Source organism: Exiguobacterium sp. s21, assembly GCF_018617975.1.
Lineage (GTDB): Bacteria > Bacillota > Bacilli > Exiguobacteriales > Exiguobacteriaceae > Exiguobacterium > Exiguobacterium mexicanum_A.
The window spans coordinates 149,237-173,965 of the sequence record NZ_JACSLF010000005.1 but is presented as its reverse complement, the minus strand read 5'-3'; the positions used below and the strand labels follow the sequence as shown (position 1 = coordinate 173,965).

The 24,729-nt window shown below is 53.2% G+C and carries 27 protein-coding genes; 26 read left to right on the top strand and 1 reads right to left on the bottom strand.

Going from position 1 to position 24,729, the window contains the following annotated elements:
• Positions 1-99 precede the first annotated feature (99 nt).
• From KNP06_RS08255 to KNP06_RS08130, 26 genes are all read left to right on the top strand, one after another.
• Positions 100-744, top strand: coding sequence for a class I SAM-dependent methyltransferase (locus tag KNP06_RS08255; RefSeq protein WP_214788451.1), 645 nt, complete (start codon positions 100-102; stop codon positions 742-744).
• On the top strand, positions 741-1,208 hold the full coding sequence (locus tag KNP06_RS08250) for an S-ribosylhomocysteine lyase (protein ID WP_021065678.1): 468 nt from the start codon (positions 741-743) through the stop codon (positions 1,206-1,208). Before KNP06_RS08255 ends, KNP06_RS08250 begins: the two co-directional genes overlap by 4 nt.
• Positions 1,209-2,147, top strand: coding sequence for a PLP-dependent cysteine synthase family protein (locus KNP06_RS08245; protein ID WP_034778128.1), 939 nt, complete (start codon positions 1,209-1,211; stop codon positions 2,145-2,147). It abuts the gene before it with no gap.
• A complete protein-coding gene (locus tag KNP06_RS08240) occupies positions 2,113-3,270 on the top strand; it encodes a bifunctional cystathionine gamma-lyase/homocysteine desulfhydrase (RefSeq protein WP_214711406.1) in 1,158 nt (385 codons plus the stop codon). The genes KNP06_RS08245 and KNP06_RS08240 overlap by 35 nt, the downstream gene beginning before the upstream one ends.
• 131 nt (positions 3,271-3,401) lie before the next feature.
• Positions 3,402-4,280 (top strand): EamA family transporter RarD, encoded by an 879-nt coding sequence (rarD, locus tag KNP06_RS08235; RefSeq protein WP_233004393.1) that lies wholly within the window; start codon positions 3,402-3,404, stop codon positions 4,278-4,280.
• 91 nt (positions 4,281-4,371) lie between these two features.
• The gene (gene deoC, locus KNP06_RS08230; protein WP_214711407.1) at positions 4,372-5,037 is read left to right on the top strand and encodes a deoxyribose-phosphate aldolase; all 666 of its coding nucleotides are present in this window, start codon (positions 4,372-4,374) and stop codon (positions 5,035-5,037) included.
• Between the two features lie 77 nt (positions 5,038-5,114).
• A complete protein-coding gene (rpsU, locus tag KNP06_RS08225) occupies positions 5,115-5,309 on the top strand; it encodes a 30S ribosomal protein S21 (protein WP_029334745.1) in 195 nt (64 codons plus the stop codon).
• A gap of 33 nt (positions 5,310-5,342) precedes the next feature.
• Complete coding sequence (locus tag KNP06_RS08220; protein WP_214711408.1) at positions 5,343-5,792, top strand: GatB/YqeY domain-containing protein; 450 nt, start codon at positions 5,343-5,345, stop codon at positions 5,790-5,792.
• 136 nt (positions 5,793-5,928) lie between these two features.
• The gene (locus KNP06_RS08215) at positions 5,929-6,441 is read left to right on the top strand and encodes an NfeD family protein (RefSeq protein WP_034778122.1); all 513 of its coding nucleotides are present in this window, start codon (positions 5,929-5,931) and stop codon (positions 6,439-6,441) included.
• Positions 6,438-7,418 (top strand): flotillin-like protein FloA, encoded by a 981-nt coding sequence (gene floA / locus KNP06_RS08210; protein WP_214711409.1) that lies wholly within the window; start codon positions 6,438-6,440, stop codon positions 7,416-7,418. Before KNP06_RS08215 ends, floA begins: the two co-directional genes overlap by 4 nt.
• Positions 7,419-7,423: 5 nt before the next feature.
• Positions 7,424-7,864, top strand: a complete 441-nt coding sequence (locus KNP06_RS08205; RefSeq protein WP_214711410.1) for a hypothetical protein — start codon at positions 7,424-7,426, stop codon at positions 7,862-7,864.
• Positions 7,865-7,998: 134 nt separating this feature from the next.
• Positions 7,999-8,955 carry a PhoH family protein gene (locus KNP06_RS08200; protein ID WP_034779973.1) on the top strand — a complete coding sequence of 319 codons (957 nt, stop codon included), beginning with the start codon at positions 7,999-8,001 and terminating at the stop codon, positions 8,953-8,955.
• A gap of 18 nt (positions 8,956-8,973) precedes the next feature.
• Complete coding sequence (locus KNP06_RS08195; RefSeq protein WP_214711411.1) at positions 8,974-11,055, top strand: HD family phosphohydrolase; 2,082 nt, start codon at positions 8,974-8,976, stop codon at positions 11,053-11,055.
• Positions 11,033-11,509, top strand: a complete 477-nt coding sequence (gene ybeY / locus KNP06_RS08190; protein WP_034778115.1) for an rRNA maturation RNase YbeY — start codon at positions 11,033-11,035, stop codon at positions 11,507-11,509. The genes KNP06_RS08195 and ybeY overlap by 23 nt, the downstream gene beginning before the upstream one ends.
• Positions 11,506-11,856: a diacylglycerol kinase family protein gene (locus KNP06_RS08185; protein ID WP_034778113.1), complete on the top strand. Its 351-nt coding sequence runs from the start codon at positions 11,506-11,508 to the stop codon at positions 11,854-11,856. Before ybeY ends, KNP06_RS08185 begins: the two co-directional genes overlap by 4 nt.
• Before the next feature lie 35 nt (positions 11,857-11,891).
• Positions 11,892-12,800, top strand: a complete 909-nt coding sequence (gene era / locus KNP06_RS08180) for a GTPase Era (protein WP_029595225.1) — start codon at positions 11,892-11,894, stop codon at positions 12,798-12,800.
• 3 nt (positions 12,801-12,803) lie between these two features.
• Positions 12,804-13,553, top strand: coding sequence for a DNA repair protein RecO (gene recO / locus KNP06_RS08175; protein ID WP_034778111.1), 750 nt, complete (start codon positions 12,804-12,806; stop codon positions 13,551-13,553).
• Between the two features lie 287 nt (positions 13,554-13,840).
• Positions 13,841-14,734 (top strand): glycine--tRNA ligase subunit alpha, encoded by an 894-nt coding sequence (gene glyQ, locus KNP06_RS08170; protein ID WP_371743415.1) that lies wholly within the window; start codon positions 13,841-13,843, stop codon positions 14,732-14,734.
• The gene (glyS, locus tag KNP06_RS08165; RefSeq protein WP_214711412.1) at positions 14,727-16,781 is read left to right on the top strand and encodes a glycine--tRNA ligase subunit beta; all 2,055 of its coding nucleotides are present in this window, start codon (positions 14,727-14,729) and stop codon (positions 16,779-16,781) included. The genes glyQ and glyS overlap by 8 nt, the downstream gene beginning before the upstream one ends.
• Before the next feature lie 21 nt (positions 16,782-16,802).
• Positions 16,803-17,432 (top strand): transcriptional regulator CcpN, encoded by a 630-nt coding sequence (gene ccpN, locus KNP06_RS08160; protein ID WP_034778102.1) that lies wholly within the window; start codon positions 16,803-16,805, stop codon positions 17,430-17,432.
• On the top strand, positions 17,419-18,267 hold the full coding sequence (locus KNP06_RS08155; RefSeq protein WP_214711413.1) for a pyruvate, water dikinase regulatory protein: 849 nt from the start codon (positions 17,419-17,421) through the stop codon (positions 18,265-18,267). Before ccpN ends, KNP06_RS08155 begins: the two co-directional genes overlap by 14 nt.
• A gap of 107 nt (positions 18,268-18,374) precedes the next feature.
• Positions 18,375-20,195, top strand: a complete 1,821-nt coding sequence (gene dnaG / locus KNP06_RS08150) for a DNA primase (RefSeq protein ID WP_353048607.1) — start codon at positions 18,375-18,377, stop codon at positions 20,193-20,195.
• A gap of 35 nt (positions 20,196-20,230) precedes the next feature.
• Positions 20,231-21,325: an RNA polymerase sigma factor RpoD gene (gene rpoD, locus KNP06_RS08145; protein WP_034778096.1), complete on the top strand. Its 1,095-nt coding sequence runs from the start codon at positions 20,231-20,233 to the stop codon at positions 21,323-21,325.
• 132 nt (positions 21,326-21,457) lie between these two features.
• Positions 21,458-21,796, top strand: a complete 339-nt coding sequence (cccA, locus tag KNP06_RS08140; RefSeq protein ID WP_021065699.1) for a cytochrome c550 — start codon at positions 21,458-21,460, stop codon at positions 21,794-21,796.
• 97 nt (positions 21,797-21,893) lie between these two features.
• Positions 21,894-22,610 (top strand): tRNA (adenine(22)-N(1))-methyltransferase, encoded by a 717-nt coding sequence (locus tag KNP06_RS08135; protein WP_034778092.1) that lies wholly within the window; start codon positions 21,894-21,896, stop codon positions 22,608-22,610.
• Complete coding sequence (locus tag KNP06_RS08130; protein WP_214711414.1) at positions 22,610-23,722, top strand: Nif3-like dinuclear metal center hexameric protein; 1,113 nt, start codon at positions 22,610-22,612, stop codon at positions 23,720-23,722. Before KNP06_RS08135 ends, KNP06_RS08130 begins: the two co-directional genes overlap by 1 nt.
• 48 nt (positions 23,723-23,770) lie before the next feature.
• On the opposite strand, the gene KNP06_RS08125 is transcribed toward KNP06_RS08130, so the two are convergent.
• On the bottom strand, positions 23,771-24,724 hold the full coding sequence (locus KNP06_RS08125; RefSeq protein WP_214711415.1) for a 4-hydroxy-3-methylbut-2-enyl diphosphate reductase: 954 nt from the start codon (positions 24,722-24,724) through the stop codon (positions 23,771-23,773).
• Positions 24,725-24,729: the final 5 nt, after the last annotated feature.

Here is a 24,729-nt window from a genome sequence, read left to right as displayed (position 1 = left end):
ATTCGCTTGAGATTTTAATCTAAAGTTGATACAGTCTGTAGTAGATAAATCATATAAAACTTATCGATATAGTCGGAATAAAGGTGATGGGGTGACAACATGGGATTACAATTCATGGACATTTTTAAGGAATGGGCGTCAGAATATGACGCGACCGTGACCGGACATGACGAACAGTATCGTGAAGTGTTCGCCGGGTACGAGACGATGCTCGGCGAGGTCGTCGACCAGTTAGAAGGCCGAGTGATGGAGTTCGGAAGCGGGACAGGGAACTTGAGTGCAAAAATCTTGGAGCGCCACGAATTGATTTCGGTCGAACCGTCGCCAGAGATGCGGGCCGTCGCGGCTGAGAAGTCACAGCTCGATATCGTCGACGGTGACTTTCTCAACTATCCGACGGATCAACAGGTCGATACAATCGTGTCATCCTATGCGTTCCATCATTTGACGGATGACGAGAAACGGACGGCGATTCGAAGTTACGTCGAACACCTCGACGCCCCGCGCTTCGTCTTGCTCGATACGATGTTCGCCTCGCAAACAGCGAAACGGGACATCTTGGACTGGGCCGAAGCGAACGGCTATACCGATTTACTCGAGGATTTGAATCGAGAGTTTTATCCATATACCCAGACGATTCAAGCGATGCTCGAAGCAAACGGCTATACGGTTACGCTCACGCAAAAAAATAAATTCGTCTGGCTCGTCGTGGCCACGAAACAATCAGGAGGAACTCAATCATGAAAAGTTATAAAGTTGAAAGCTTTAATTTAGACCATACAAAAGTACAAGCGCCTTACGTCCGTTTGGCTGGAGTAAAGAAAGGGACGGCCGATACGATTTATAAATATGACATTCGCTTCATTCAACCGAACGAAGGGCTTATGCCGATGCGCGCCGTCCATTCGCTCGAGCACTTGATTGCCGAGAACAGCCGTAGCCATTCGAATCAAATCATCGACGTCTCGCCGATGGGTTGCCAGACAGGCTTCTATTGGACGATGTTGAACGATGGGGATTACGAAGCGATGCTCGACCTCGTCGAAGCGACACTCCGCGACGCAGCAAATGCGACGGAGTTGCCGGCACAAAACCCAATTCAATGCGGGAGCGCGAACCATCACGATTTCGAAGGCGCGAAGAAGCTCGCGGCCGATATGCTTGCCAAGCGTGACGAGTGGCACATCATCTTCAAGGACGAAGCGTAAATGATTGTCCAAAGCGTCTATGAATTGATTGGTGAGACGCCTCTGCTTGAGTTACGGACGTTGCCGGTACCTGCGGGCGTCAAAGTATACGGCAAGCTCGAGATGATGAATCCGGGCGGTAGCGTCAAGGACCGGCTCGGTCTGCAATTGATTGAACGGGCGCTTGAACGTGGACAACTTGAACGCGGGGGAACGGTCGTCGAACCGACGGCCGGGAACACCGGAATCGGGCTCGCGCTCGCCTGTCAACGACACGGCATCAAGTTGATGACCGTCACCCCGGAGAAGTTCAGTCAAGAGAAGCAGGCGCTCATGACGCTTCTCGGGGCGACCGTCGTCAACACGCCGACCGAACTTGGGATGAAAGGCGCCATCGCGCGGGCGAAAGAGCTCGCCATCGAACATGACGCCTATGTGCCGGAACAGTTCTCGAACCCGGATAATCCGGACGCGTACGTCGACACGCTCGCGCTCGAGCTTCAGGCCGACCTTCCGAACATCGATGTGTTCATCGCCGGAGCCGGCTCAGGGGGGACGTTTACCGGTGTCGCGAGCAAGTTGCGGCCGAACGGGACGAAGGCGATCGTCGTCGAGCCGGAAGGGTCGATTTTGAACGGGGGAGCTCCTGGCCCCCATAAGACAGAAGGAATTGGGGTCGAGGCGTGGCCGGCGTTCTTGCCGCACGACCTCGTCGACGGGATTTACACGATTACGGACGAAGAGGCGTTTTATTATGTCGCTCATCTCGCTAAACAAGAAGGCTTGCTCGTCGGAAGTTCATCCGGAGCGGCCATCGCGGCATGTGTTCAAGAAGCGGCGAAGATGACGGAAGGTGTCATCGTCACGATTTTACCGGACAGCGTCGAACGGTATTTAAGTCAAGGAATAGTCAAGGAGGCAGAATATGCGTACAAAAACAGCACTCATTCATGGCGGTAAAACGACGGATCCGTTAACGGGAGCCGTCACGCCACCGATTTATCAGACGAGCACGTACAAGCAAGACGGAATCGGTAATCTCCGGGAAGGGTATGAATATTCGCGGACGGCCAACCCGACGCGGACGGCACTCGAAACACTGATTGCCGATATCGAGGGCGGTGCTCGCGGATTTGCGTTCGGCTCTGGAATGGCAGCCATCTCAACGATCTTGATGTTAATGAAATCAGGGGACCACGTCATCGTCGGTTCTGATGTATATGGAGGAACGTACCGTGTATTCAATCGAGTATTTCAATCACTTGGCTTGGAGGCATCTTTTGTCGATACGGCCGATGAGCAAGCGGTCCGTGAAGCGCTCCAACCGAACACAAAAATGATTTACGTTGAGACACCGACGAACCCGCTGTTGAACGTGACCGACATGCGCCTGATTCGCGCCATCGCTGACGAGGCGAACGTCCTGTTCGTCGTCGACAACACGTTCATGACCCCGTACTTCCAAAATCCGATTGAATTCGGGGCCGATTATGTGCTTCATAGCGCCACGAAATATTTGGGTGGCCATAGCGACGTCGTTGCCGGTCTCGTCGTCGCGCGCACGGAAGAGCTTGGGGAGCGTTTGGCGTTCCTTCAAAACTCTGTCGGCGCGGTCCTTGGACCACAAGACAGTTTCCTTGTCGTCCGTGGGATCAAGACGCTCGCGGTCCGTATGGAAGAGATCGAGTCAAATGCGCTCGCGCTCGTCGACTACTTGACGAAGCACGAAGCCGTCAGCCGTGTCCTGCATCCGAGTGTCGGCAGCGAAGAAGCGAAGCGGGTCCACTTGTCGCAGGCGCGCGGTTTCGGCGGAATGATCGCCTTTGATGTCGGTTCAGCAGAGGCGGCCGAACTCGTCGTCGCGAAGACGAAGTACTTCACGCTCGCCGAAAGTCTCGGTGCGGTGGAGAGCTTGATTAGTGTCCCAGCTCGAATGACCCATGCGTCAATCCCGGCAGAACGTCGTCTTGAGCTCGGAATTACGGACGGACTCGTCCGCATCTCCGTCGGTCTTGAAGATGTACAAGATTTGATTGAAGATTTGGAGCAGGCGCTCGCGACCGTTGCGACGATTCCGAACTAACATTCATAGTGATGCGAGGTGCGCTTGCGAGCGCACCTCTTTTGTCGTGGGCATGGCGAAAGAATTCGCTTGAATGTCCTAATCGCATCGACTACACTGACGATAATTGATTACGAGAGCGGGTGAACGGAGTGAACAAAGGCGTCATGCCGACGGTCGGAGCCTACGTCATGTGGGGCGTCCTACCGATTTATTGGAAGTTTTTACAGGAGATACCGAGCGGACAAATCTTGGCCCATCGAATCGTCTGGTCGTTTCTCTTCATCTTACTCGTCTTGAAATGGACGAAGCAGTGGACCGAGTTCAACTACGCGCTCCGGCACCGGGCGACGCGGAACGCCTTCATGTTGAACGGCTTCATCGTCAGCGCCAACTGGTTCGTGTACATATGGGCGGTCAATCACGGCTATATCATAGAGGCGTCACTTGGCTATTACATCAATCCGCTCGTCAGCATGGTGTTAGGTGTGCTTGTTTTTCGGGAATCATTAAACCGAGTCCAATGGCTCGCGGTGACGGTGGCGGCGATCGGTGTGCTCGTTTTGACGTTCGGGTATGGGTCGTTCCCGTGGATCGCCTTCATTCTGGCCAGTACGTTCGGATTTTACGGCATGGTGAAGAAACGCCGACCGCTTGCCTCGACGGTCAGTCTCGGGATTGAGACGCTCGCGGTCGTGCCGGTCGCTATCATTTTCTTAGGTTGGCAGACGTCACAGGGCGGATTGACGATGACGACCGAACCGGTCATTTGGGTCGCCTTGATCGGGACAGGCGTGATGACGGCGTTGCCGCTTCTTTTGTTCGGGTACGGGGCGCAACACATCCCGTTCACGCTTGTCGGGTTTCTTCAATTCATCGCACCGACGCTCAGTCTCGCGATCGGGGTCATCCTCTATAATGAGCCGTTCACGGGTTATCACATTTTTGCGTTCACGTGCATCTGGATTGCGATTTTCTTCTTTAGTTGGAACAGCTGGATTCAGACACGAAAACGTCGTCAACTCGTCTGAATTGAAAGCTGTTACATTTCAAGAAAACATGATAATATGTTAGATGTCAGACCTATATGTCAGACCGATACATCAGAGGAGGAATTTTACGATGGAATTAGCACGTTATATCGACCACACAGCCTTGAAGGCAGAAACAACGAAAGATCAAGTCACGAAACTTTGTGCCGAGGCGCTCGAATACAAATTCGCAAGCGTCTGTGTCAACCCGACATGGGTGAAGTACGCGGCGGAACAACTCAAATCAGATGACGACGTCAAAGTATGTACGGTCATCGGTTTCCCACTCGGAGCCAACACGCCAGAAGTGAAAGCGTTCGAAACAAAAGACGCGATTGCCAACGGTGCAGATGAAATTGACATGGTCATCAACATCGGCGCCATGAAAGACGGCGACTTCGATCTCGTCGAACGCGACATCCGCGCTGTCGTCGAAGCGGCAAACGGGACGCTCGTCAAAGTCATCTTTGAGACGTGCCTCCTTACAAAAGAAGAAATCAAAAAAGCGGCTGAACTTTCAGTCAAAGCAGGTGCAGACTTCGTGAAAACGTCGACTGGCTTCTCAACAGGCGGCGCGACGGTAGAAGATATCCGCCTCATGCGTGAGACGGTCGGACCAGATCTCGGCGTCAAAGCTTCAGGCGGCGTACGTGATTTCGAAGGCGCACAAGCGATGATCGATGCCGGCGCGACGCGCATCGGTGCATCAGCTGGAATCGCCATCGTCACAGGCGGACGTTCAGATAACGACTATTAATAACTAGTGGTTGACCGCACGACTTACTTTCACTATAATATGTTATGACGTGTGAAACACGTTTCCTTAGTCGTGTAATTCGGAGGGAGGGAAAACTAGTGGAAACTCGTGTCCGTAAAAACGAATCGCTTGAAGACGCTCTTCGTCGTTTCAAACGCGGTGTTTCGAAAGATGGCACTCTTGCCGAAGTTCGCAAACGTCGTCACTACGAAAAGCCAAGCGTAAAACGCAAATTGAAATCAGAAGCTGCGCGTAAGCGTAAGAAATTCTAATTTCAGTTTCATTTGTAGAGAGGGTGTTAGCTCATGAGTCTTCAAGAACGCTTGACGGACGACATGAAGCAAGCCATGCGCGCAAAACAGAAAGATCGTCTCACGACGATCCGAATGGTCAAAGCGTCGCTCCAAAATGAGGCCATCAAATTTGGTCGACAAGATCTTACTGAGGAAGAGGAACTCACGGTGCTCAACCGAGAGATGAAACAGCGCAGAGACTCCCTCCGAGAATTCGAAAGCGCTGGTCGTGAAGACCTTGCATCTAAAGTAGCTGACGAGATTGTCGTACTAGAGGCCTATATGCCTGATCAACTTTCTGAAGATGAAGTCACGGCGATCGTGAAAGCAGCTATTGCTCAAACGAATGCCACAGGCCCGTCAGATATGGGTAAGGTGATGGGCGTCGTCATGCCTCAAGTTAAAGGCAAGGCAGACGGTGGTCTTGTGAACCGCATTGTCAAACAACAATTGACGAATTAATGAAAGAGACAGGAGCTTTTGGGTCAAACCAAAAGTTTCTGTCTTTTTTTGCGTATTCTGAAACCACAAGCAAACTTGTTTCGTATACACTAGAGATAAGAGGTAGCTTGTGAACTCGGAAGGGGGTTGCAATACGATGACATTTGGTCTCGGAGTGATTCTGACGGTGTTTTTTGTCGGGATCGTCCTTCTAGGAATTGAAGTGTTCGTTGCCGGTTTTGGATTGTTCGGCGTGCTAGGGATCGGGGCGGTCGTCGCCAGTTTGATTATGGCGGGCGCCACGATCGGGCAACTATGGTTGTCGCTCGGTTTAGCCACGGCCATCGTCGCTGGACTCGGATTTTGGGCATATCGTCGCCTGCAGTCCAATCGTTCGCTCATGTATAAAGGGTTGATTTTGACCGATTCGACGTCATCAGACAAAGGGTATCTGTCTCACGATGACCGCAAACGGTTACTCGGGAAAGTCGGGGTCACATTGACGCCGCTGCGCCCGGCGGGTACCGCTGAGATTGACGGAGAACGGATTGATGTCGTGACAGAAGGTAGCTATCTCGATTCGCAAACGAAAATTCAGGTGTATAAAGTCGATTCAGGGCGCGTTGTCGTCCGTAGCTTTATAGAGCCGAAGGAGGATGTAACAGAATGACACCAGAACTATTGACCACGTTACTCATCTCAGGTGGAGGATTGATTGCGCTCGCCGTATTCTTCACGTTCGTCCCGGTCGGGCTGTGGATCAGCTCGTTCGCCGCTGGCGTCCACGTCTCGATTTTCACATTGATCGGGATGCGACTCCGTCGCGTCGTCCCATCGAAAATCGTCAACCCGCTCATCAAAGCGGTCAAAGCCGGTATTGGCTTAAATACGAACCAGCTCGAGAGTCACTTCTTGGCTGGGGGTAACGTTGACCGTGTCGTCAACGCCTTGATTGCGGCCCACCGTGCCGATATCGAATTGTCGTTTGAACGTGCCGCAGCAATCGACCTTGCCGGCCGAAACGTGTTAGAGGCTGTTCAAATGTCCGTCAACCCGAAAGTCATCGAAACGCCGTTCATCGCCGGTGTGGCTATGGACGGGATTGAAGTGAAAGCGAAAGCCCGGATCACGGTTCGTGCCAACATCGACCGTCTTGTCGGGGGTGCCGGAGAAGAAACGATTATCGCCCGTGTCGGTGAAGGGGTCGTCTCGACGATCGGTTCGCAACATAACCATAAACACGTTTTGGAAAATCCGGATATGATTTCACGTACCGTATTGACGAAAGGTCTTGATTCAGGGACCGCGTTTGAAATCTTGTCCATCGATATCGCCGACATTGATATCGGTAAAAACATCGGAGCGGTTCTTCAGACCGACCAAGCCGAGGCTGATAAGAAAATCGCGCAAGCGAAAGCGGAAGAACGCCGTGCGATGGCGATTGCCCGCGAGCAAGAGATGAAGTCATCAGTCGAAGAGATGCGCGCGAAAGTTGTCGCGGCCGAGGCTGAAGTCCCACTCGCGATGGCAGATGCGCTTCGCCACGGCAAGCTCGGTGTCATGGACTACGTCAACTACTTGAACGTCCAAGCCGATACAGAAATGCGTAAAGCGATCGGTCACCCAGTCGAATCTGACAACGAGTGATCGGGATGGATGGACTTTGGGTACTACTCCTCGCCGCATTCGGGATCGCTTCGACGGTCATGAAGCGGATGGAGAAATCATCTTCTACTGGAGAACGGCCGCCGAGTACGGATTTGAAACGCTATCTCGATACGGTCGGTGACATGATGAAAGAAGTCGAGGCGACATTTGACGAGCCGCGCGATGGCAAGGAAAAACCGACGCCGCAAAAACTGCGTCGTCGTGTCGCTGCCCCAGCTGAATCAAGAGAGTCTCAGCCGCCGCGCCGGCGGGAAGAATTACCGCACGTGAGTGCGCAGTTCGAACAGACGGTCAAGATTCCGCCGATTTCGGAGGCAACCGAGTCGCGGCCGCAACCGCAACCGCGCATGTCGATGAAGCAAGTTCGGCAAGCTGTCGTTTGGAGTGAAATTTTGCAGCCGCCGGTGTCGAAACGCCGTCGCTAAGTCTGAAGCAGTGACATTGAGTCACTGCTTCTTTTTGTGGCCAAAACGGACGGTCTTTCTTTCACGAACGGCTTGATAGTGCTAAAGTAAAGAAGGAACAATCTACTGATGGGGAGGAGAAACAACCATTGATTATGACTGATAAGATACCGTTCGTCATGGAACATGCGAACGAAGCACAGGCACTCCTCGGGCCGAAAGACGAGGTCTTTCACGCTATCGAGGCAGAACTCGCGGTCGCACTCACTCCTCGTGGAGAAGAATTGATCATTCAGGCCGATACTGCTGACACACTTGAATTGACGAAAACCGTCATCAAGACGCTACAACAGCTTGTCAAAAAAGGGGCTCGCTTGAACGAGAGTGATGCCATCAGCGTGATTCAACATATTAAGGTCGGCAAAGGCGATGAACTGCTCGAGCATTATGAGCGGGTCGTCTTCACGACGAACAAAGGCAAACCGATCCGGGCGAAAACAGTCGGACAAAGCCGCTACGTTCGTGCCATTGAAAAACGCGATCTTGTCTTCGGAATCGGGCCGGCCGGGACCGGAAAGACCTATCTGGCCGTCGTTTTGGCAGCACGGGCATTGAAAGAAGGACAAGTCAAACGTATTATTTTGACGCGTCCAGCCGTCGAAGCAGGGGAAAACTTGGGTTTCTTGCCAGGCGACTTGAAAGAGAAAGTCGATCCATACTTACGTCCGCTCTATGACGCCTTGTTTGACGTCTATGGCGTCGAGCAGACGAATCGGTTGCTCGAACGTGGCACAATCGAAGTCGCCCCGCTCGCCTATATGCGAGGACGCACGCTTGAAGATGCGTTCGTCATTTTAGATGAGGCGCAGAATACGACGAAAGAGCAGATGAAAATGTTCTTGACGCGACTCGGTTTCGGGTCGAAAATGGTCGTCACCGGCGACTTGACGCAAGTGGATTTACCTAAAGGGAAGGCGTCAGGTCTTCAAGAGGCGTTACACCTGCTCGAGCGAGTCGAAGGGATTCATTTCGAACACTTCACGTCGTCCGATGTCGTTCGACATCCGCTCGTCAAGAAAATTATTAACGCTTATAGTACCGAACTCACATAACAAAAAGGGGGGGCACTGATGCAGCAAGCACGTCATTGGACGGTCGCGACAATCTCCGTCCTCTTTTTTCTCATTCTAGGCGCGATTCTCTATTTTACGGTGCGCCCATCTATTATTAGCGTCGAACCGCTCGGGATTGCCGAACAGGATATCCGCTCGCCCATCACGGTCGAGGACCGAACGGCGACGGAACGGTTGCAACAAGAGGCCGTCAATGGCGTCGGTAGTCAATTTTCGCTCCGACGCGAGTTTGCCGATCAACAAATCGCCAAAGTCGAGCAATTGTTCGCGGCGTTCGAGGAGACGGAAGAAGAGACCGAACTCTCGGATATTAAGAACCGGTTGAACTCGACCGAAGTGAATGGCTTTCTCGGTGACGACGAGTTGAATCTATTGCTCGAGGCGACTGAGAACACGCGTCGAACGGTCGAAGACGTCACCGTGACGGCGCTCCAAGAAGTAATGGGCAACCGCATCGAGACGAGCTCACAGTCGATTTCAGAAGCGAGAGACCGGGCCGAGACGCTCGTCGACCAATCCCCGCTCTCACTCGAGTTCCGGGCCATCGCCAACAGCCTGAGCGATCAATTGATCGTCCCGAACTACGTGTTCGACTCTGAGGCGACGCGCGAGAAAGAACAGCAGGCGCTCGACGCGGTCGAGCCGGTCATCATCCAAGAAGGACAATTACTCGTCAATCAAGGCGAGGTCGTGACACGTGAGATTTATCGGAAGCTCGAATTGACCGGTGCGATCGACCCGAACCGTTCGTTCGCACCGCTGTTCGGGGCTTACTTACTGAGCGGACTGTTGACGACCGGATTTCTGTTCATGTTGATCCGGTCGAAGATTCAACAGTTGTTGCTTCGTCCTAAAATTTTGATTACCGTTTACGGGTTGTTACTGCTTCAACTCGGCATCTTTTTCGGGGTCGGCTATATCGGCATCGAGTTTACGACGTACGCATACGTGCTCGCACCGACGGCGTTCGTTGTCCTCTTGCTCCGTATCCTTGTCGATGAGCGGGTCGCGCTCGCCTCGGCACTCATTACGATGATCGCCGGATCGATCGTGGCGAGTTTCGGGCAAAACACGAGCTTCATGACGGTCGTCTATTTTGCGACCGGTAGTTTCCTGGCTGTCTTCCTCGTCGAACCAAAGATTCAGCGGAAACGCTTATTCTTGTCAGGTGTCTTGCTCGGCATCATCAACATCATTATGGTGCTCGCGCTCTTGTTCCTGCGTAACACGGTAGTGACATGGGAGATGGTCGCGTATCTGTCAGGCTTCGCGATCACGAGTGCCCTGTTATCAATCGTGCTCACGTTCGGCTTCCTGCCGTTCCTCGAGCCGTGGTTCGGCGTCTTGTCAACGGGTCGCTTAATCGAATTGATGAGCCCGACGCACCCGCTGTTGCGGAAATTGTTGATGGAGGCACCGGGTACGTATCATCACAGCATGATGGTCGCCAACCTGGCTGAATCGGCTTGCGAGGCGATCGGCGCCGACGGACTGCTCGCACGGGTCGCTAGTTATTACCATGATCTTGGGAAGACCGAGCGGCCGCTCCACTTCATCGAGAACCAACAGAGCGGCGTCAACCCGCACGACCGGCTCACGCCGGAAGAATCGGCCGACATCATCATGGCCCATCCGTATGACGGTGCTGATCTGTTGCGCCGCTACAAGCTACCGAAAGAAATCATCGATATCGCCGAGCAACATCACGGTACGTCATTGTTGAAGTTCTTTTATGTGAAAGCGAAAGAGACACGAGATGTCACTGAGTCGCGCTTCCGTTACCCGGGACCGAAACCGCAGACACGCGAGGCGGCGGTCGTCATGATCGTCGATTCGATTGAGGCGGCGGTAAGGTCACAGAAGCAGCCGACACCAGAACGGATCCGGCAGCTCGTCAGCGCGATCATCCGTGACAAGTTGCAAGACGGACAGTTCGAAGACTGCGAGTTGACGACGAAAGAAGTATGGCGGGTCGGGGAGAACGCGTGTGAGACGTTGACCGGCTTGTTCCATGAACGGATCGAGTACCCAGAACTGAAGAAAGAAGGCGAATTACATGCAAATCATTTCGAACGATGAGCACGGGTTGTTGACCGATGCTCAAGTCGAGCTCGTCGAATCTATTTTGATGCACGCAGCGCTCGAAGAGGACATTGAAGAACCGAGCGAACTGTCGGTCACCTTTTTGACGAACGACGAGATTCAAGCAATCAATCGGGAATGGCGCGGGAAAGATGCGCCGACCGACGTGATCAGTTTTGCTTTTGACGAGATGGGCGAAGAAGAGATGGATTTCATGCTCGATGAAGACGAGCCTCGTCTCCTTGGCGATTTACTCATCTCGGTCGAGCGTTGCCGCGAACAGGCGGCCGACTATGGCCACTCGTTCGAACGAGAACTCGGATTTTTGGCCATTCATGGCTTCTTACATCTCCTCGGCTATGATCACATGACGCCTGAAGAAGAAGCGGAGATGACGGCGCGCCAAGAACAAGTGCTCGCTCACTTCGAGCTGAAACGAGGCGAAGTGTGAAACCGTTCTGGTTCGCCGTGCACGGCATCGTGCACGCAGTGCGGACCGAACGCAACATGCTGATTCATCTCGCATCGAGCCTGCTCGTCGTCGTATTTGCCTGGTGGCTCCCAACGACGAAACTCGAGAACTTGATTCTGTTCGGTTGGGTCGTACTCGTCATCGCGCTCGAGCTGATGAACACGGCAGTTGAGCGCACGGTCGACCTCGTCACGAAAGACATCAAACCGTTAGCGAAGCAAGCGAAAGACGTCGCAGCCGGATCAGTGCTCGTTGCCGCCATCGGGGCCGCCATCACGGCACTTTTCATTTTTGGCCCTTATGTAATCGACAAATTCGTTATATGATTGAACGTATTGGAAATTTAGAAAGCAGGTGCACTATGTATCAAGAAGATTTTAAATCAGGGTTTGTGTCCATCATCGGTCGTCCAAACGTCGGGAAATCGACGTTCTTGAATCGGGTCATCGGACAAAAGATTGCCATCATGTCAGACAAGCCGCAGACGACGCGCAACAAGGTCCAAGGTGTATATACGACGGATGATTCGCAAATCATCTTTATCGACACGCCAGGGATTCATAAGCCGAAACACCGCCTCGGCGATTTCATGATGAAAGTCGCGACGAACGCACTCCGTGAAGTCGACGCGATCCTCTTCATGGTCAACGTCACGGAACCGCGCGGCGCCGGCGATGAGTTCATCATCGAGAAGTTAAAAGGGCTCGATACGCCAATCATCCTCGTCATGAACAAAATTGATTTGATTCATCCGGACGAGATTCCGGCTGTCATCGAGCAGTATACGAACCAACTCGATTTCGCGGCGTACGTCCCGATCTCGGCACTTCAAGGCAATAACGTCGAACCGCTCCTTAAAGAAATCAAAAAGTTGCTCCCGGAAGGACCGATGTATTACCCGGCCGACCAAGTGACAGACCACCCGGAACGGTTCATCATCTCTGAATTGATTCGCGAGAAAGTGCTCCATAAGACGCGTGATGAAGTGCCGCACTCAATCGCGGTCGCCATCGAATCGATCAAGAAACGGGAAAACTCGGAAATGATTGATGTCGAGGCCGTAATCATGGTCGAGCGTGATTCGCAAAAAGGAATCGTCATCGGCAAAAAAGGTGCGATGCTCCGCGAAATCGGGACAGAAGCACGCCACGACATCGAGGCGCTCCTCGGGACAAAAGTGTATTTGAACCTATGGGTGAAAGTGCAAAAAGATTGGCGTAACAAGATGGGCCAACTCCGCGACCTCGGTTTCCGCGACGACGAGTATTAAGCCATGTTGCAAAAGGTCACGGGAATCGTCATTCGGACGGTCAATTACGGGGAGTCGAACAAAGTCGTCACGTTGTTCACCGAAGAACTCGGGAAAGTCGCCGTCATGGCGCGCGGTGCGAAAAAGCCGGGCAGTCGCCTGCATGCGTCGAGCCAGCCTTTCGTCGAGGCGGTGTATATTTTCCCGGCGAGCCGTGGCCTCGGTCAACTGAAGTCGTCGGATGTGATCACGTCCTATCCGGAAATCCGGAAAGATGTCGAGCGCATGGCGTACGCCATGTACTGGCTCGAGCTCGTCGACCGCACCGTCGAGGACCGGGTGCCGAACCGCCCGCTCTATCGCATCTTGAACGACGCCCTGCAGGCGCTCAATGCAGGGATGGACCCGGATGTGATCACGCACCACTTTGAACTGCGCATTTTGCACTTGCTCGGGGTCGCACCCGTTTTGACCGGGTGCATCCGTTGCAACGATGTGACCGACCCGATGTATTTTTCAGTGGCGGCCGGTGGTTTTCTTTGCTCGCGTCACCAAGAAGAAGGGTCGGCCCGGATGAGCGAACGTCTAGCGAAGCTCCTCTATTTGATGAGCCGACACGAGCTGTCCGAATTCAGTAATGTCCCGCTCACAAAAGAGACGCGGATTCTGCTCAGGCAGCTGTTCGACGCCTATATGGAATCATACAGCGGCTTGCGGCTGAAGACGAAACGTGTCCTCGATCAAATGCAGCGCCTTTACTTGAACGATGATTGACTTTTTCGACAAGATTCGATACCATAATCTACGATTAGACAAATGAAATAGCGTGCGCAATGAAGGAAACGAGTAGCTTTTACGCCATGGGTACAGCGAGTTCGGGGAGGTGGGAGCCGAACGCCAGGGGGAAGTGAATGGCAATTCCGGAGCGCCCACAGTCCAAAGAGTGGCCTCATCTCGAGGCAAGTAGGGTGGAACCGCGGGTAATCCCGTCCCTATGTGCATGGCACATAGGGGCGTTTTTTGTCGTTTCAATACTTTTGGAGGTGTCACATATGAAGCACATGACCGTGCAAGAAATTATTTTGACGTTACAAAATTTCTGGGCGTCGAAAGGCTGCTTGACAATGCAAGCGTATGACGTTGAGAAAGGGGCCGGTACGATGAACCCGATGACGTTCTTACGGAGTCTCGGACCAGAGCCGTGGAACGTCTGTTACACGGAGCCATCACGTCGTCCGGCGGATGGACGGTACGGTGAAAACCCGAACCGTTTGTATCAGCATCATCAGTTCCAAGTCATCATGAAGCCGTCACCGAGCAACATCCAAGAGCTTTACTTAGAAAGTTTAGAGTTGATCGGAATCAATCCGCTCGAGCACGATATCCGTTTCGTCGAAGACAACTGGGAAAACCCGACGTTCGGCGCGGCCGGTCTAGGTTGGGAAGTTTGGTTGAACGGGATGGAGATCACCCAGTTCACGTATTTCCAACAAGTCGGTGGCATCGAGTGTGACCCGATCGCCGTCGAGATCACATACGGTCTCGAACGTCTCGCGTCGTACATCCAAGAAGTCGAGAGCGTGTTTGACCTCGTCTGGACGGACGGATTCAAGTATGGGGACATCTTCTACCAGCCCGAGTATGAACACTCAAAATATACGTTCGAACTTTCAGACGTCGACATGTTGTTCACGTTGTTCGATACGTACGAAAAAGAAGCGAAGCGTGCCCTTGACGAGAACCTCGTCTTCCCGGCTTACGACTATATCCTCAAATGTTCGCATACGTTCAACCTACTCGATGCGAAAGGCGCCATCTCGGTGACGGAACGGACCGGTTTCATCCAACGTGTCCGCAACATGTCCCGTGCGTGTGCTGCCAAATTTATCGAAGAGCGGGAACGTCTCGGTTTCCCACTTTTGAACCAAGAGAAAGCAGGTGCCCTTGATGCGTGACCTTTTATTAGAAATCGGACTTGAAGAATTACCAGCGCAATACGTCCTCCGTTCGGAGAAACAATTGGCAGAGCGTGTGACCGCCTTCTTGACGGACGCCCGTGTCCAGTTCGGGACATTGACCGTCTATTCAACACCGCGCCGTCTCGCCGTTCTTGTCAAAGACGTCGAAGAGAAGCAACAAGACTTGACGGAGACGCTTCGCGGACCGGCGAAAAAGATCGCTCAAGACGCTGAAGGAAACTGGTCGAAAGCAGCCGCTGGGTTTGCCCGTGGCCGCGGTCTCTCGGTCGACGACTTGTACTTCGCTGAAGAGAAAGGTGTCGAGTACGTGTTCGCAGACCGTCACGAGTCAGGTCAGGCGACGGGCACGCTGCTTCCGGCACTCGAAGACGTCGTCCGTGGTATGACGTTCCCGAAAAACATGAAGTGGGGCACGAGCAGTCTCCGCTACATGCGTCCGATTCGTTGGCTCGTCGCGTTGTTCGGTGCCGAGCAAATCGATTTTGAAATCGAAGGCGTAAAGACAGGAAACGTGACACGTGGTCACCGCTTCTTGAGTAAAGGTGACGTCACGATCGCCGAGCCGGCCGCCTACGCCGAGACGCTCGAACGCGAATTCGTCGTCGCGTCATATGAAGACCGTAAGGCCCGCATCGAACGTCAAATCGACGAGTTGGCTTCTGAGCAAGGGTGGACGGTTCCGCTCGACGCGTCGTTGCTCGAGGAAGTGACAAACCTCGTCGAATGGCCGACCGCGCTGTTCGGTGAATTCGATGCAAGCTATCTCGAACTTCCGGAAGAAGTATTGATCACGACGATGAAAGAGCATCAACGCTATTTCCCGGTCTATATCGGTGAAACGCTTAAAAACTATTTCGTGACCGTCCGTAACGGGAACGCGGACCATCTTCAAAACGTTGCCAAAGGGAACGAGAAGGTCATCCGGGCCCGCTTGGCAGATGCCGTCTTCTTCTATGAGGAAGACCAAAAGACGAAGATTGACGATCAACTCGTCCGTCTCGACCGCATCGTCTTCCATGAGAAGTTGGGGACGACGGGAGACAAGGTCCGTCGGGTGGAACAACTCGCCGGAACGCTGGCGCCATTGTTCAATGCAAATGCAACCAAAGTCGCCCGGGCTGGAGCCATCCATAAGTTCGACCTCGTCAGCCAAATGGTGTATGAGTTCACAGAACTCCAAGGGGTGATGGGTGAGAAGTATGCGCTCCAACAAGGTGAGGACAAAGAAGTGGCCGCAGCCATCCGTGAACACTATATGCCACGCTTTGCGGGCGACGCGTCACCATCGACGCCAACGGGTGCGGTTCTCGCACTCGCCGATAAATTGGATTCGATCGCTGCATTCTTCGGAATCGGCATGATTCCGAGCGGTTCGCAAGACCCGTTCGCGCTTCGTCGTCAAGCCCAAGGGGTCGTCCAAATTCTAGCGGATTGGAAGATTGCGCTCCCACTCGACAAATTACTTTCACAAGTTGTCGATTCGCAACTTCAGGCAGGACTTTATGATGCCGATAAAGAACAAGTCAAGGCGCAACTAAAAGACTTCTTCATGCTTCGCCTGAAGTATCGTCTCCAAGAACGGCAAGTACGTTATGACGTCATCGACGCCGTATTGACGACAGAGCTCGCCATCAACCGGCTCGATGCCCGAGCGGACGCGGTTCAAGCCATGCTCGCAAACGATGCGAAACTACTCATTGAGCAATTGACGCGTGTCGTCAATATCGCCAAGAAAGGTGAGGCTGGAGAGGTCGATCCGGCATTGTTCGAAAACAAAGAAGAGAACGAACTCCATGTCGCCATCGAAGCGACGCTACCGGAAACGGAGCGAGCCGTCGAGGATGGGGATTATCATCAAGCGATCGCGTCATTGCGCGTATTGGAACAACCGATTAGCGCTTATTTCGAAAATACAATGGTCATGAGCGACGTTGAAGCGATTCGCGAGAACCGTCTGCGCGAGATGAAACGACTCGCCATGACAATCGAGAGCGTCGCCGACTTTAGCGCGCTCGTACTCTGACCAAACTTGAGGGGGTTGGCTATGCAGCTGAATGAACGCCAACAGAAGATCGTTGAGATCGTCAGGGTCAACGGACCGATCACGGGTGAGCAGATCGCGCAAGAGCTGTCGCTCACTCGCGCCACGCTCCGTCCGGATCTGGCCATCTTGACGATGACTGGAATACTAGAAGCCCGGCCACGTGTCGGCTACACGTTCGTCGGCAAACGAAACTCATCCCTGCTTCGGGAAAAATTGGATTCATTGACGGTCGGCGACTTCATGTCGTCCGCGAAAGTCGTCAGTGACGAGATGACGGTGTATGACGCCGTCGTGACCTTGTTTTTAGAAGACGTCGGTTCGCTGTTCGTCGTCGGCAAGGACAACGAGCTCGTCGGTGTCTTGTCACGTAAAGACTTACTTCGGGCCGCCATCGGCAATCAAGACTTGGATCAATTGCCGGTCAACGTCATCATGACCCGCATGCCGAACATCACGGTGTGCGAGAAGAGTGAGACGTTGATTCGGGCCGGGATGAAGCTGATCGAGAAACAAATCGATGCCATGCCAGTCGTCGAAGAGAAAGACGGCAAGCTGATCGTGCTCGGTCGCATGACGAAGACGAACATGACGAAAGTATTGATCGCACTCGCCAACGATGAGTCGTTCTGAGGAGGAATCTGGTTTGACACTGACACAAAAACAACTCGTATTTGTCGTGAGCGATTCGGTCGGGGAGACGTGTGAACTCGTCGTCCGCGCCGCGAGCATCCAGTTCCACGAGAATGCGATTGAGACGCTTAGAATTCCGTTCGTGGAAGATGAACAGACGATTCACGATGTCGTGACACAAGCGCGTGCCCAAGGAGCGGTCATCGCCTTCACGTTGGTCAACGAGGAGCATCGGGCCCTCCTCGTTCAACTCGGACGAGAGCATGACGTGAAGACGGTCGACTTGCTCGGCGACTTACTCGACGTGCTCGCCGGTCAACTCGGAGAGAGTCCACGCGAGAAACCGGGACTCATCTATCGTCTCGATGAGGATTACTTCCGGAAAATCGAAGCGATGGAGTTCGCGGTCAAGTACGACGACGGACGTGACCCAAGAGGCTTGAAAAAAGCTGATATCGTCCTCGTCGGCGTATCACGCACATCCAAGACGCCGCTCTCACAATATTTGGCGTTGAAGCGGTATAAGGTCGCCAACGTACCGCTCGTGCCGGAATCACGCCCGCCGGAAGAACTGTTCGATTTGCCGCCTGACAAGTGCGTCGGGTTGATCATCTCGCCGGATAAGTTGATTTCGATTCGGATGGAACGGTTGAAGTCGCTCGGTTTGAAACCGGAGGCCGACTACGCCCAACTCGAACGCATCAATCGTGAACTCGAGTATGCCCGAGGGATTTACGAACGAATCGGTTGCGAGGTCATCGACGTGACGAACAAAGCCGTCGAAGAGACGGCAGGCATCATTTTACGGATGCTCGACCAATCGAAAGACGATTGAGTACTCGGATTAGTAATCGACTGGTGTTAACGGTATAATAGAGTATTGACATTACAGTGAAACGGAACGTGGTGAGCGTTCCGTTTCGTTGCGAGTTTGGATAGGGAGTGGTCGAGTTGCCGCGAATACCGGATGAAGTCATTGCGGAAGTGAAACAAGCCACAGATATCGTTGATTTAATCAGTGAACGCGTTGAATTGAAGAAGCAAGGCCATCGCCTCGTCGGTCTCTGTCCGTTCCACTCGGAGAACAGTCCATCGTTCTCCGTGTCCCCGGAAAAAGGGATGTACCATTGTTTTGGATGTGGAGCCGGCGGGAACGTATTTACGTTCGTCATGGAGACAGAAGGTTTGTCGTTCCCTGAGACGATTGAACGTCTCGCGACGCGGGCGAACATCGCCATCGAGGGCGGGGTGTCTGGGGATGAGGAGTTGTCACGAGACCAAGTCATTCGTAAACAGATGCGCGATGCCCATCGTGTCGTGGCGGATTTGTATCATGAAGTGTTGATGAAGACCGAAGCGGGCGAAGTCGGATTGACGTATTTGCAAGCGCGCGGTCTACAGGAGACGACGATCGGACAGTATAAGATCGGTTATGCGCCTGATCATCGCCGTTTTACCGTTGATTCACTGGAACGAAGAGGTTTCGACCTCGAGGTCATGGTGGAGGCGGGGTTGATTTCTAAGTCGAGGTCCGGTGAATATTTTGACCGGTTCGAAGGCAGAGTCGTCTTTCCGATTGCGGATCGAGACGGCACCATCGTCGGATTTAGCGGACGGGCGATCGATGAGCGACAGCCAAAGTACGTCAACACGGCGGATACGCCCTTGTTCAACAAGAGCGAACTCCTCTTCGGCTTTTCACAGGCACGGGCCACGATGCGAAAGCAAAAACGGGTCGTGCTCGTGGAAGGGAACGTCGACGTCTTGCAAGTCGCGCAAGCCGGGACGAAGGAAGTCGTCGCGTCGCTCGGGACGGCGTTTTCGACGCAGCATGCCCGTGCGTTAGCACGCATGGTCGAAGAAGTGATCATCTGTTATGACGGTGATACGGCCGGACAAGAAGCGACGATGAAAGTCGTCCGCTTGCTCGAGGGCTACCCGCTCGATGTCCAGGTGCTGATGTTACCTGAGAAGACCGACCCGGATGATTATATTCGGACGAATGGGGCGGAGCAGTGGCACAGACTTGTCGAATCGGAGCGTTTATCCGTCCTCGATTTCATGAACCGGACGCTACGGCGTGGGAAAAATATGAATCGAGAAGGAGAACGGATTCGTTTTATTGAATCTATGCTTGTGGAAATCAGTAAAACGGACAATTCGATTCGCCGTGATTTATATGTGAGAAAGCTGGCCGACGAATTTGAGATTCCAGTCGAGACATTGTTGTCACGGATGCCCTCGACAAGACCGAAAGAAATCGCACCCCAACGAGTTCCGGAAGCTGAACCGGTTCGCCGGCGTTCATCTAAGACGAATGAACCGCGTTATGTCAAAGCCGAAAAGCTGTTACTTCGGGCCATGCTGAGTGGTCCGGAGCGGGTCCACTTCGTCAGGGACCGCCTCGGGCTAGCCTATCAGGACGAAGTGCATCGCATGCTGGCGACGGCCCTCTATGAGATCGTCTCGGAGGACATGACGCATGAAGAATTCGAACAAGTGGCGCCCCCGTTCATGGAGCGCTATTGTGACCAACGTCCGGACTATGCGAATCGGTATGCCGAGATTCGGCTCATGTCCGCACCGGACGAACTGACCGAAGAGGTTTTAGATGAATACATTAAGGTCATAAACAGTTATGAGGAACAGCGTCAAATCGAACGAGCGAAAAGGGAAATCGGACAAGATGCCGAAAGTATAGTAGACCAGGCATCCAAGTTACAAGAATTGATTACCCGGAGTCGTCGTCTTCGTGAACGATGAACGTGAAGGAAGTTTGGAAGGAGTTGAACTGCTAGATGGCAGAGAAGAAAAAAGAGGATTTATTTAACGCCATAGACGAACTCGAGAAATTAGGTAAGAAAAAAGGCGTCGTATCCATGCAAGCAATCCAAGATCGCCTCAGCCATTTCGAGGTGGATTCGGACTTTATCGATAACTTCATTGAAGACTTAGAAGGTAAAGATATCCGCGTCACAGAAGATGCGGCCGATGCCGAAGAAACACCAACCAAAAAAGAGGACGAAGAGGTCGATTTGAACGACTTGTCCGTCCCGCCAGGTATTAAGATCAACGACCCGGTCCGCATGTATTTGAAAGAGATCGGCCGCGTCGATCTCCTCAGTGCGAAAGATGAGACCGAACTCGCGAAACGGATTGAACAAGGGGACGAAGAGGCGAAGAAACGTCTTGCCGAAGCCAACCTCCGTCTCGTCGTCTCAATCGCGAAACGTTATGTCGGGCGCGGTATGCTCTTCCTTGACTTGATTCAAGAAGGAAACATGGGCCTCATTAAAGCCGTCGAGAAGTTCGACTACATGAAAGGGTTCAAGTTCTCGACGTACGCGACGTGGTGGATTCGTCAAGCAATCACCCGCGCCATCGCCGACCAAGCTCGGACAATCCGGATCCCGGTCCACATGGTCGAGACGATCAACAAGTTGATTCGTGTTCAACGTCAACTGTTGCAAGACCTCGGGCGCGAACCGGCACCTGAAGAAATCGCCAAAGAGATGGAACTCACACCTGAAAAAGTGCGTGAGATCTTGAAAATCGCCCAAGAGCCTGTCTCGCTCGAGACACCGATTGGGGAAGAGGATGATTCGCACCTCGGCGACTTCATCGAAGACCAAGATGCGATGGCACCCCAAGACGCCGCTGCCTATGAGCTACTCAAAGAACAGCTCGAAGACGTGCTCGACACGCTCACGGACCGCGAAGAAAACGTGCTCCGTCTCCGTTTCGGTCTCGATGATGGCCGTACGCGCACGCTCGAAGAAGTCGGGAAAGTGTTCGGCGTCACCCGCGAGCGGATTCGTCAAATCGAGGCGAAGGCGCTCCGGAAGCTCCGTCACCCGAGCCGTTCGAAACGCTTGAAAGACTTCCTTGATTAATTGTGTTTTTGAATAAAATGTGAAGTTTTAGAAGAAAGGAAGGAAAATGAGTGATTTTCCTTCCTTCTTTATTATTTTTTGAGTAAAATAGTGATGGGTAGAAATTTGGAATGAACATGAGGGGGAAATACAATGCGTAATCCATTGTTACCGTTTGCAGCGATCGCGATCGTCGCAATCATTGCCATGGTCTCATTATCGTATTTTGGCGTGAACCAAGCTCAGCAGGCTGCTGAAGGTCCGTCGGTCACTGAGATGAACCCGGAAGACTTGTATGCGGCGAAAGGCTGCACAGGTTGCCACGGTGGAAATCTCGAAGGTGGCGTCGGTCCTGCGTTGACAGGCGTCGGCGAACGTTTATCGGCGGAAGAGATCACAAACATCATCGTCAACGGTAAAGGTGCAATGCCAGCCGGTCTCGCGACTGCCGAAGAAGCAGACGTACTCGCGACTTGGTTGCTCGAACAATAAGGGTGAAACGTACTCCTTCTGGGGTACGTTTTTTATTGTCCTGGATATAAATATTCGTTACCCTAATAGTGAAGAAGTAGAAAAAGGAGTTGTCCCTATGCAAGAACAAGTGACGTTAGACCGCCGACTGAAGCAAGTCGTCGATTTCATTCCGAAAGGCAGTGTAGTGGCGGACATCGGCTCTGACCACGCCTACGTGCCATGCTATCTCGTTCAGCAAGGCATCGTCGACCGCGCCATCGCAGGCGAAGTGAACCGTGGACCGATGGAAGCGGCCAAAGCTCAAGTCGAGCTCATCGGAGCGACCGAAAACATCGACGTCCGTCTCGGTGACGGGCTCGCCGTCCTCGAAGCAGATGAGGCGACATGCATCTCGATTTGCGGGATGGGCGGAAGTTTGATTCGGTCGATTTTAGAGAGCGGCCGTGACAAGTTAGGTGCTGTCGAACGGCTCGTCCTGCAACCGAACGTGGACGGGCAACACGTCCGCGAATGGTTGCTCGACGCAGGATTCGTCCTAGTCGCGGAATCAATCGTTGAAGAGAATGACAAAGTATACGAGATTCTTGTCGGCGAACGTGGCACGGAGACATGCTATAGCCTAGATGACACAGAACGCGCGTGGCAGCTCATGTTCGGACCGTACTTGCTCACGACACGCCCAGAGGCGTTCAAAATGAAATGGGGCCGCGAGGCGGACAAGCTCGATTATGTGCTCGGTCAGATGGCAGCAGGTGCCCAAACCGAAGCGCTCATCCGCAAACAGGAGGAGTTCAAGACGCTACGTGACAAAATGAGAGAGGTGAGCAACTGATGGCGAACGGAAATCATGTCATTCAATTGTTTGAGGAGTTCGCCCCGAAACATCTCGCGGTCGAGGGCGATAAAATTGGTCTTCAAATCGGTACGTTGAATAAACCGGTACGACGAGTCATGGTGACGCTAGACGTTCTCGAGTCGGTCGTTGATGAAGCAATCGAGCGAGACGTCGATTTGATTATCGCCCATCACCCGCCCATTTTCAGCGCGCTTGCGCAAGTGAACGATCGCAGTGCCGCTGGCCGGATCGTTATGAAATGCATTCGGCATGACATTGCCGTCTATGTCGCCCATACGAACTTGGACGTCTGTCAGGGCGGGGTCAACGACTGGATGAGTGAGGCACTCGGGTTGGTCGATCCGACGGTGCTCATTCCAACTTATGAAGAACCGGTGTATAAGCTGTCCGTCTTCGTCCCGACGACGCATCGGCAAGCCGTGTCGGAGGCGCTCGGCCGGGCCGGAGCCGGTCGTCTCGGAGATTATGGGGACTGTCAGTTCACCGTCTCGGGAGAAGGTCAGTTCACACCACTCGAAGGGTCGGACCCGTATCTAGGCCAACACGGCAAGACGGAACATGTCGAGGAAGTGAAAATCGAGACGATTGTCACGGAGAGCCAAAAGAAAAGAGTGCTTAAGGCGATGACGGACGCGCATCCATACGAAGAGGTGGCCTACGATTTGATTCGTGACGACATTGACGGGCCCGTGTTCGGCCTCGGTCGTATCGGACGTCTCGAGGTGCCTCTCACACTTGAGTCGTTCGCCGAACACGTCAAGACGAGCTTTGACGTCGAAGCCGTCCGTGTCGTCGGCGATCCGAACCGGATCATCGAGAAAGTGGCGGTGCTCGGCGGGGACGGGAATAAATACGTATCGGCAGCCCATTTCAAAGGTGCGGATGCGTATGTGACGGGCGACCTGTACTTCCATGTGGCCCACGATGCAATGGCGCTCGGACTTTCTGTCGTCGACCCGGGTCATCACGTGGAGAGCGTGATGAAGCAAGGCGTCGTCGACGTGATGCGCGAGAAGTGTGAACGTGCGAAACTCGATGTCGAATTGTTTGTTTCGGAAGCCGATACAAACCCGTTCCGCTTCTACTGATGATTAAACGAAAAACCCCCGGACCTCATGAGAGGACGGGGGTTCATGTCATTTACGGAGCGCCTTCACTTTCGGAAGAATGCTGCGCAGTTCAAGATATGGCGTCTTATCGTGTGTGCTCAAATCGAGCGGGTCATATTGGGTCAAGAAGTCGATGACTTTTTTTGTGATTGGTGTCGGTGTCGACGCGCCTGACGTGACGGCGACCGTTTCGACACCTTCGAGCCAAGTCAGGTCGAGTTCGCTCAAGTCGCCGATGCGGTAGGCGTTCGTGCCTGCAATCTCTTTCGAGACCTGGGCTAAACGGTTCGAGTTGTTCGACTTCGGGTCACCGACGACGATCAATAGTTCACAGTCACCGGCTTGTTCAGCGACAGCTTCTTGCCGGACTTGGGTCGCGTTACAGATCTCGTTGTGGACCTCGACATGAGGATACCGTTCTTGAATCATCTCAATCAAGGCCGAGACGTCCCATTGGCTCATCGTCGTCTGGTTCGTGACGAGAATTTTTGCATCATACAGGTGAGCCGGGAGCGCCTCGAAGTCACTCTCGTATTGGACGAGGTGAACTTTTCCTGGAGCGACGCCCATCGCGCCTTCCGGTTCCGGGTGGCCATGCTTGCCGATGTAGATGACTTCATAACCGACAGCCGTCTTTTCGCGAATCAAATCGTGGGTGACCAGTACATCCGGGCACGAGGCATCGACAATCGTCAAGCCTTTCTCAATGGCACGCTTACGCACGAGCGGCGAGATGCCGTGGGCGGTAAAGACGACCGTTCCACGATCAATTGTCTCGAGCGCTTTCATTCGATCCTCACCGTCGACCGTCTTGACGCCGAGTTCCTCGAATGCTTGGGTGACATGACGGTTATGGACAATCATGCCAAGTATATGGATAGGACGCGGTAAATCTGGGTTGGCCACAGCTTCGTTGGCGAGCTTCATGGCATCGACGACGCCGTAGCAATATCCGCGTGGACTAATTTTTTTAACTTTCATTTTGT

Excerpts from the sequence above, each read along its gene's own strand:
- KNP06_RS08255 (WP_214788451.1), top strand. The coding sequence starts at position 100 with ATGGGATTACAATTCATGGACATTTTTAAGGAATGGGCGTCAGAATAT.
- KNP06_RS08250 (WP_021065678.1), top strand. The coding sequence starts at position 741 with ATGAAAAGTTATAAAGTTGAAAGCTTTAATTTAGACCATACAAAAGTA.
- KNP06_RS08245 (WP_034778128.1), top strand. The coding sequence starts at position 1,209 with ATGATTGTCCAAAGCGTCTATGAATTGATTGGTGAGACGCCTCTGCTT.
- KNP06_RS08240 (WP_214711406.1), top strand. The coding sequence starts at position 2,113 with ATGCGTACAAAAACAGCACTCATTCATGGCGGTAAAACGACGGATCCG.
- deoC (WP_214711407.1), top strand. The coding sequence starts at position 4,372 with ATGGAATTAGCACGTTATATCGACCACACAGCCTTGAAGGCAGAAACA.
- KNP06_RS08220 (WP_214711408.1), top strand. The coding sequence starts at position 5,343 with ATGAGTCTTCAAGAACGCTTGACGGACGACATGAAGCAAGCCATGCGC.
- KNP06_RS08215 (WP_034778122.1), top strand. The coding sequence starts at position 5,929 with ATGACATTTGGTCTCGGAGTGATTCTGACGGTGTTTTTTGTCGGGATC.
- floA (WP_214711409.1), top strand. The coding sequence starts at position 6,438 with ATGACACCAGAACTATTGACCACGTTACTCATCTCAGGTGGAGGATTG.
- KNP06_RS08205 (WP_214711410.1), top strand. The coding sequence starts at position 7,424 with ATGGATGGACTTTGGGTACTACTCCTCGCCGCATTCGGGATCGCTTCG.
- KNP06_RS08200 (WP_034779973.1), top strand. The coding sequence starts at position 7,999 with ATGACTGATAAGATACCGTTCGTCATGGAACATGCGAACGAAGCACAG.
- KNP06_RS08195 (WP_214711411.1), top strand. The coding sequence starts at position 8,974 with ATGCAGCAAGCACGTCATTGGACGGTCGCGACAATCTCCGTCCTCTTT.
- ybeY (WP_034778115.1), top strand. The coding sequence starts at position 11,033 with ATGCAAATCATTTCGAACGATGAGCACGGGTTGTTGACCGATGCTCAA.
- era (WP_029595225.1), top strand. The coding sequence starts at position 11,892 with ATGTATCAAGAAGATTTTAAATCAGGGTTTGTGTCCATCATCGGTCGT.
- recO (WP_034778111.1), top strand. The coding sequence starts at position 12,804 with ATGTTGCAAAAGGTCACGGGAATCGTCATTCGGACGGTCAATTACGGG.
- glyQ (WP_371743415.1), top strand. The coding sequence starts at position 13,841 with ATGACCGTGCAAGAAATTATTTTGACGTTACAAAATTTCTGGGCGTCG.
- glyS (WP_214711412.1), top strand. The coding sequence starts at position 14,727 with ATGCGTGACCTTTTATTAGAAATCGGACTTGAAGAATTACCAGCGCAA.
- ccpN (WP_034778102.1), top strand. The coding sequence starts at position 16,803 with ATGCAGCTGAATGAACGCCAACAGAAGATCGTTGAGATCGTCAGGGTC.
- KNP06_RS08155 (WP_214711413.1), top strand. The coding sequence starts at position 17,419 with ATGAGTCGTTCTGAGGAGGAATCTGGTTTGACACTGACACAAAAACAA.
- rpoD (WP_034778096.1), top strand. The coding sequence starts at position 20,231 with ATGGCAGAGAAGAAAAAAGAGGATTTATTTAACGCCATAGACGAACTC.
- cccA (WP_021065699.1), top strand. The coding sequence starts at position 21,458 with ATGCGTAATCCATTGTTACCGTTTGCAGCGATCGCGATCGTCGCAATC.
- KNP06_RS08135 (WP_034778092.1), top strand. The coding sequence starts at position 21,894 with ATGCAAGAACAAGTGACGTTAGACCGCCGACTGAAGCAAGTCGTCGAT.
- KNP06_RS08130 (WP_214711414.1), top strand. The coding sequence starts at position 22,610 with ATGGCGAACGGAAATCATGTCATTCAATTGTTTGAGGAGTTCGCCCCG.
- KNP06_RS08125 (WP_214711415.1), bottom strand. The coding sequence starts at position 24,724 with ATGAAAGTTAAAAAAATTAGTCCACGCGGATATTGCTACGGCGTCGTC.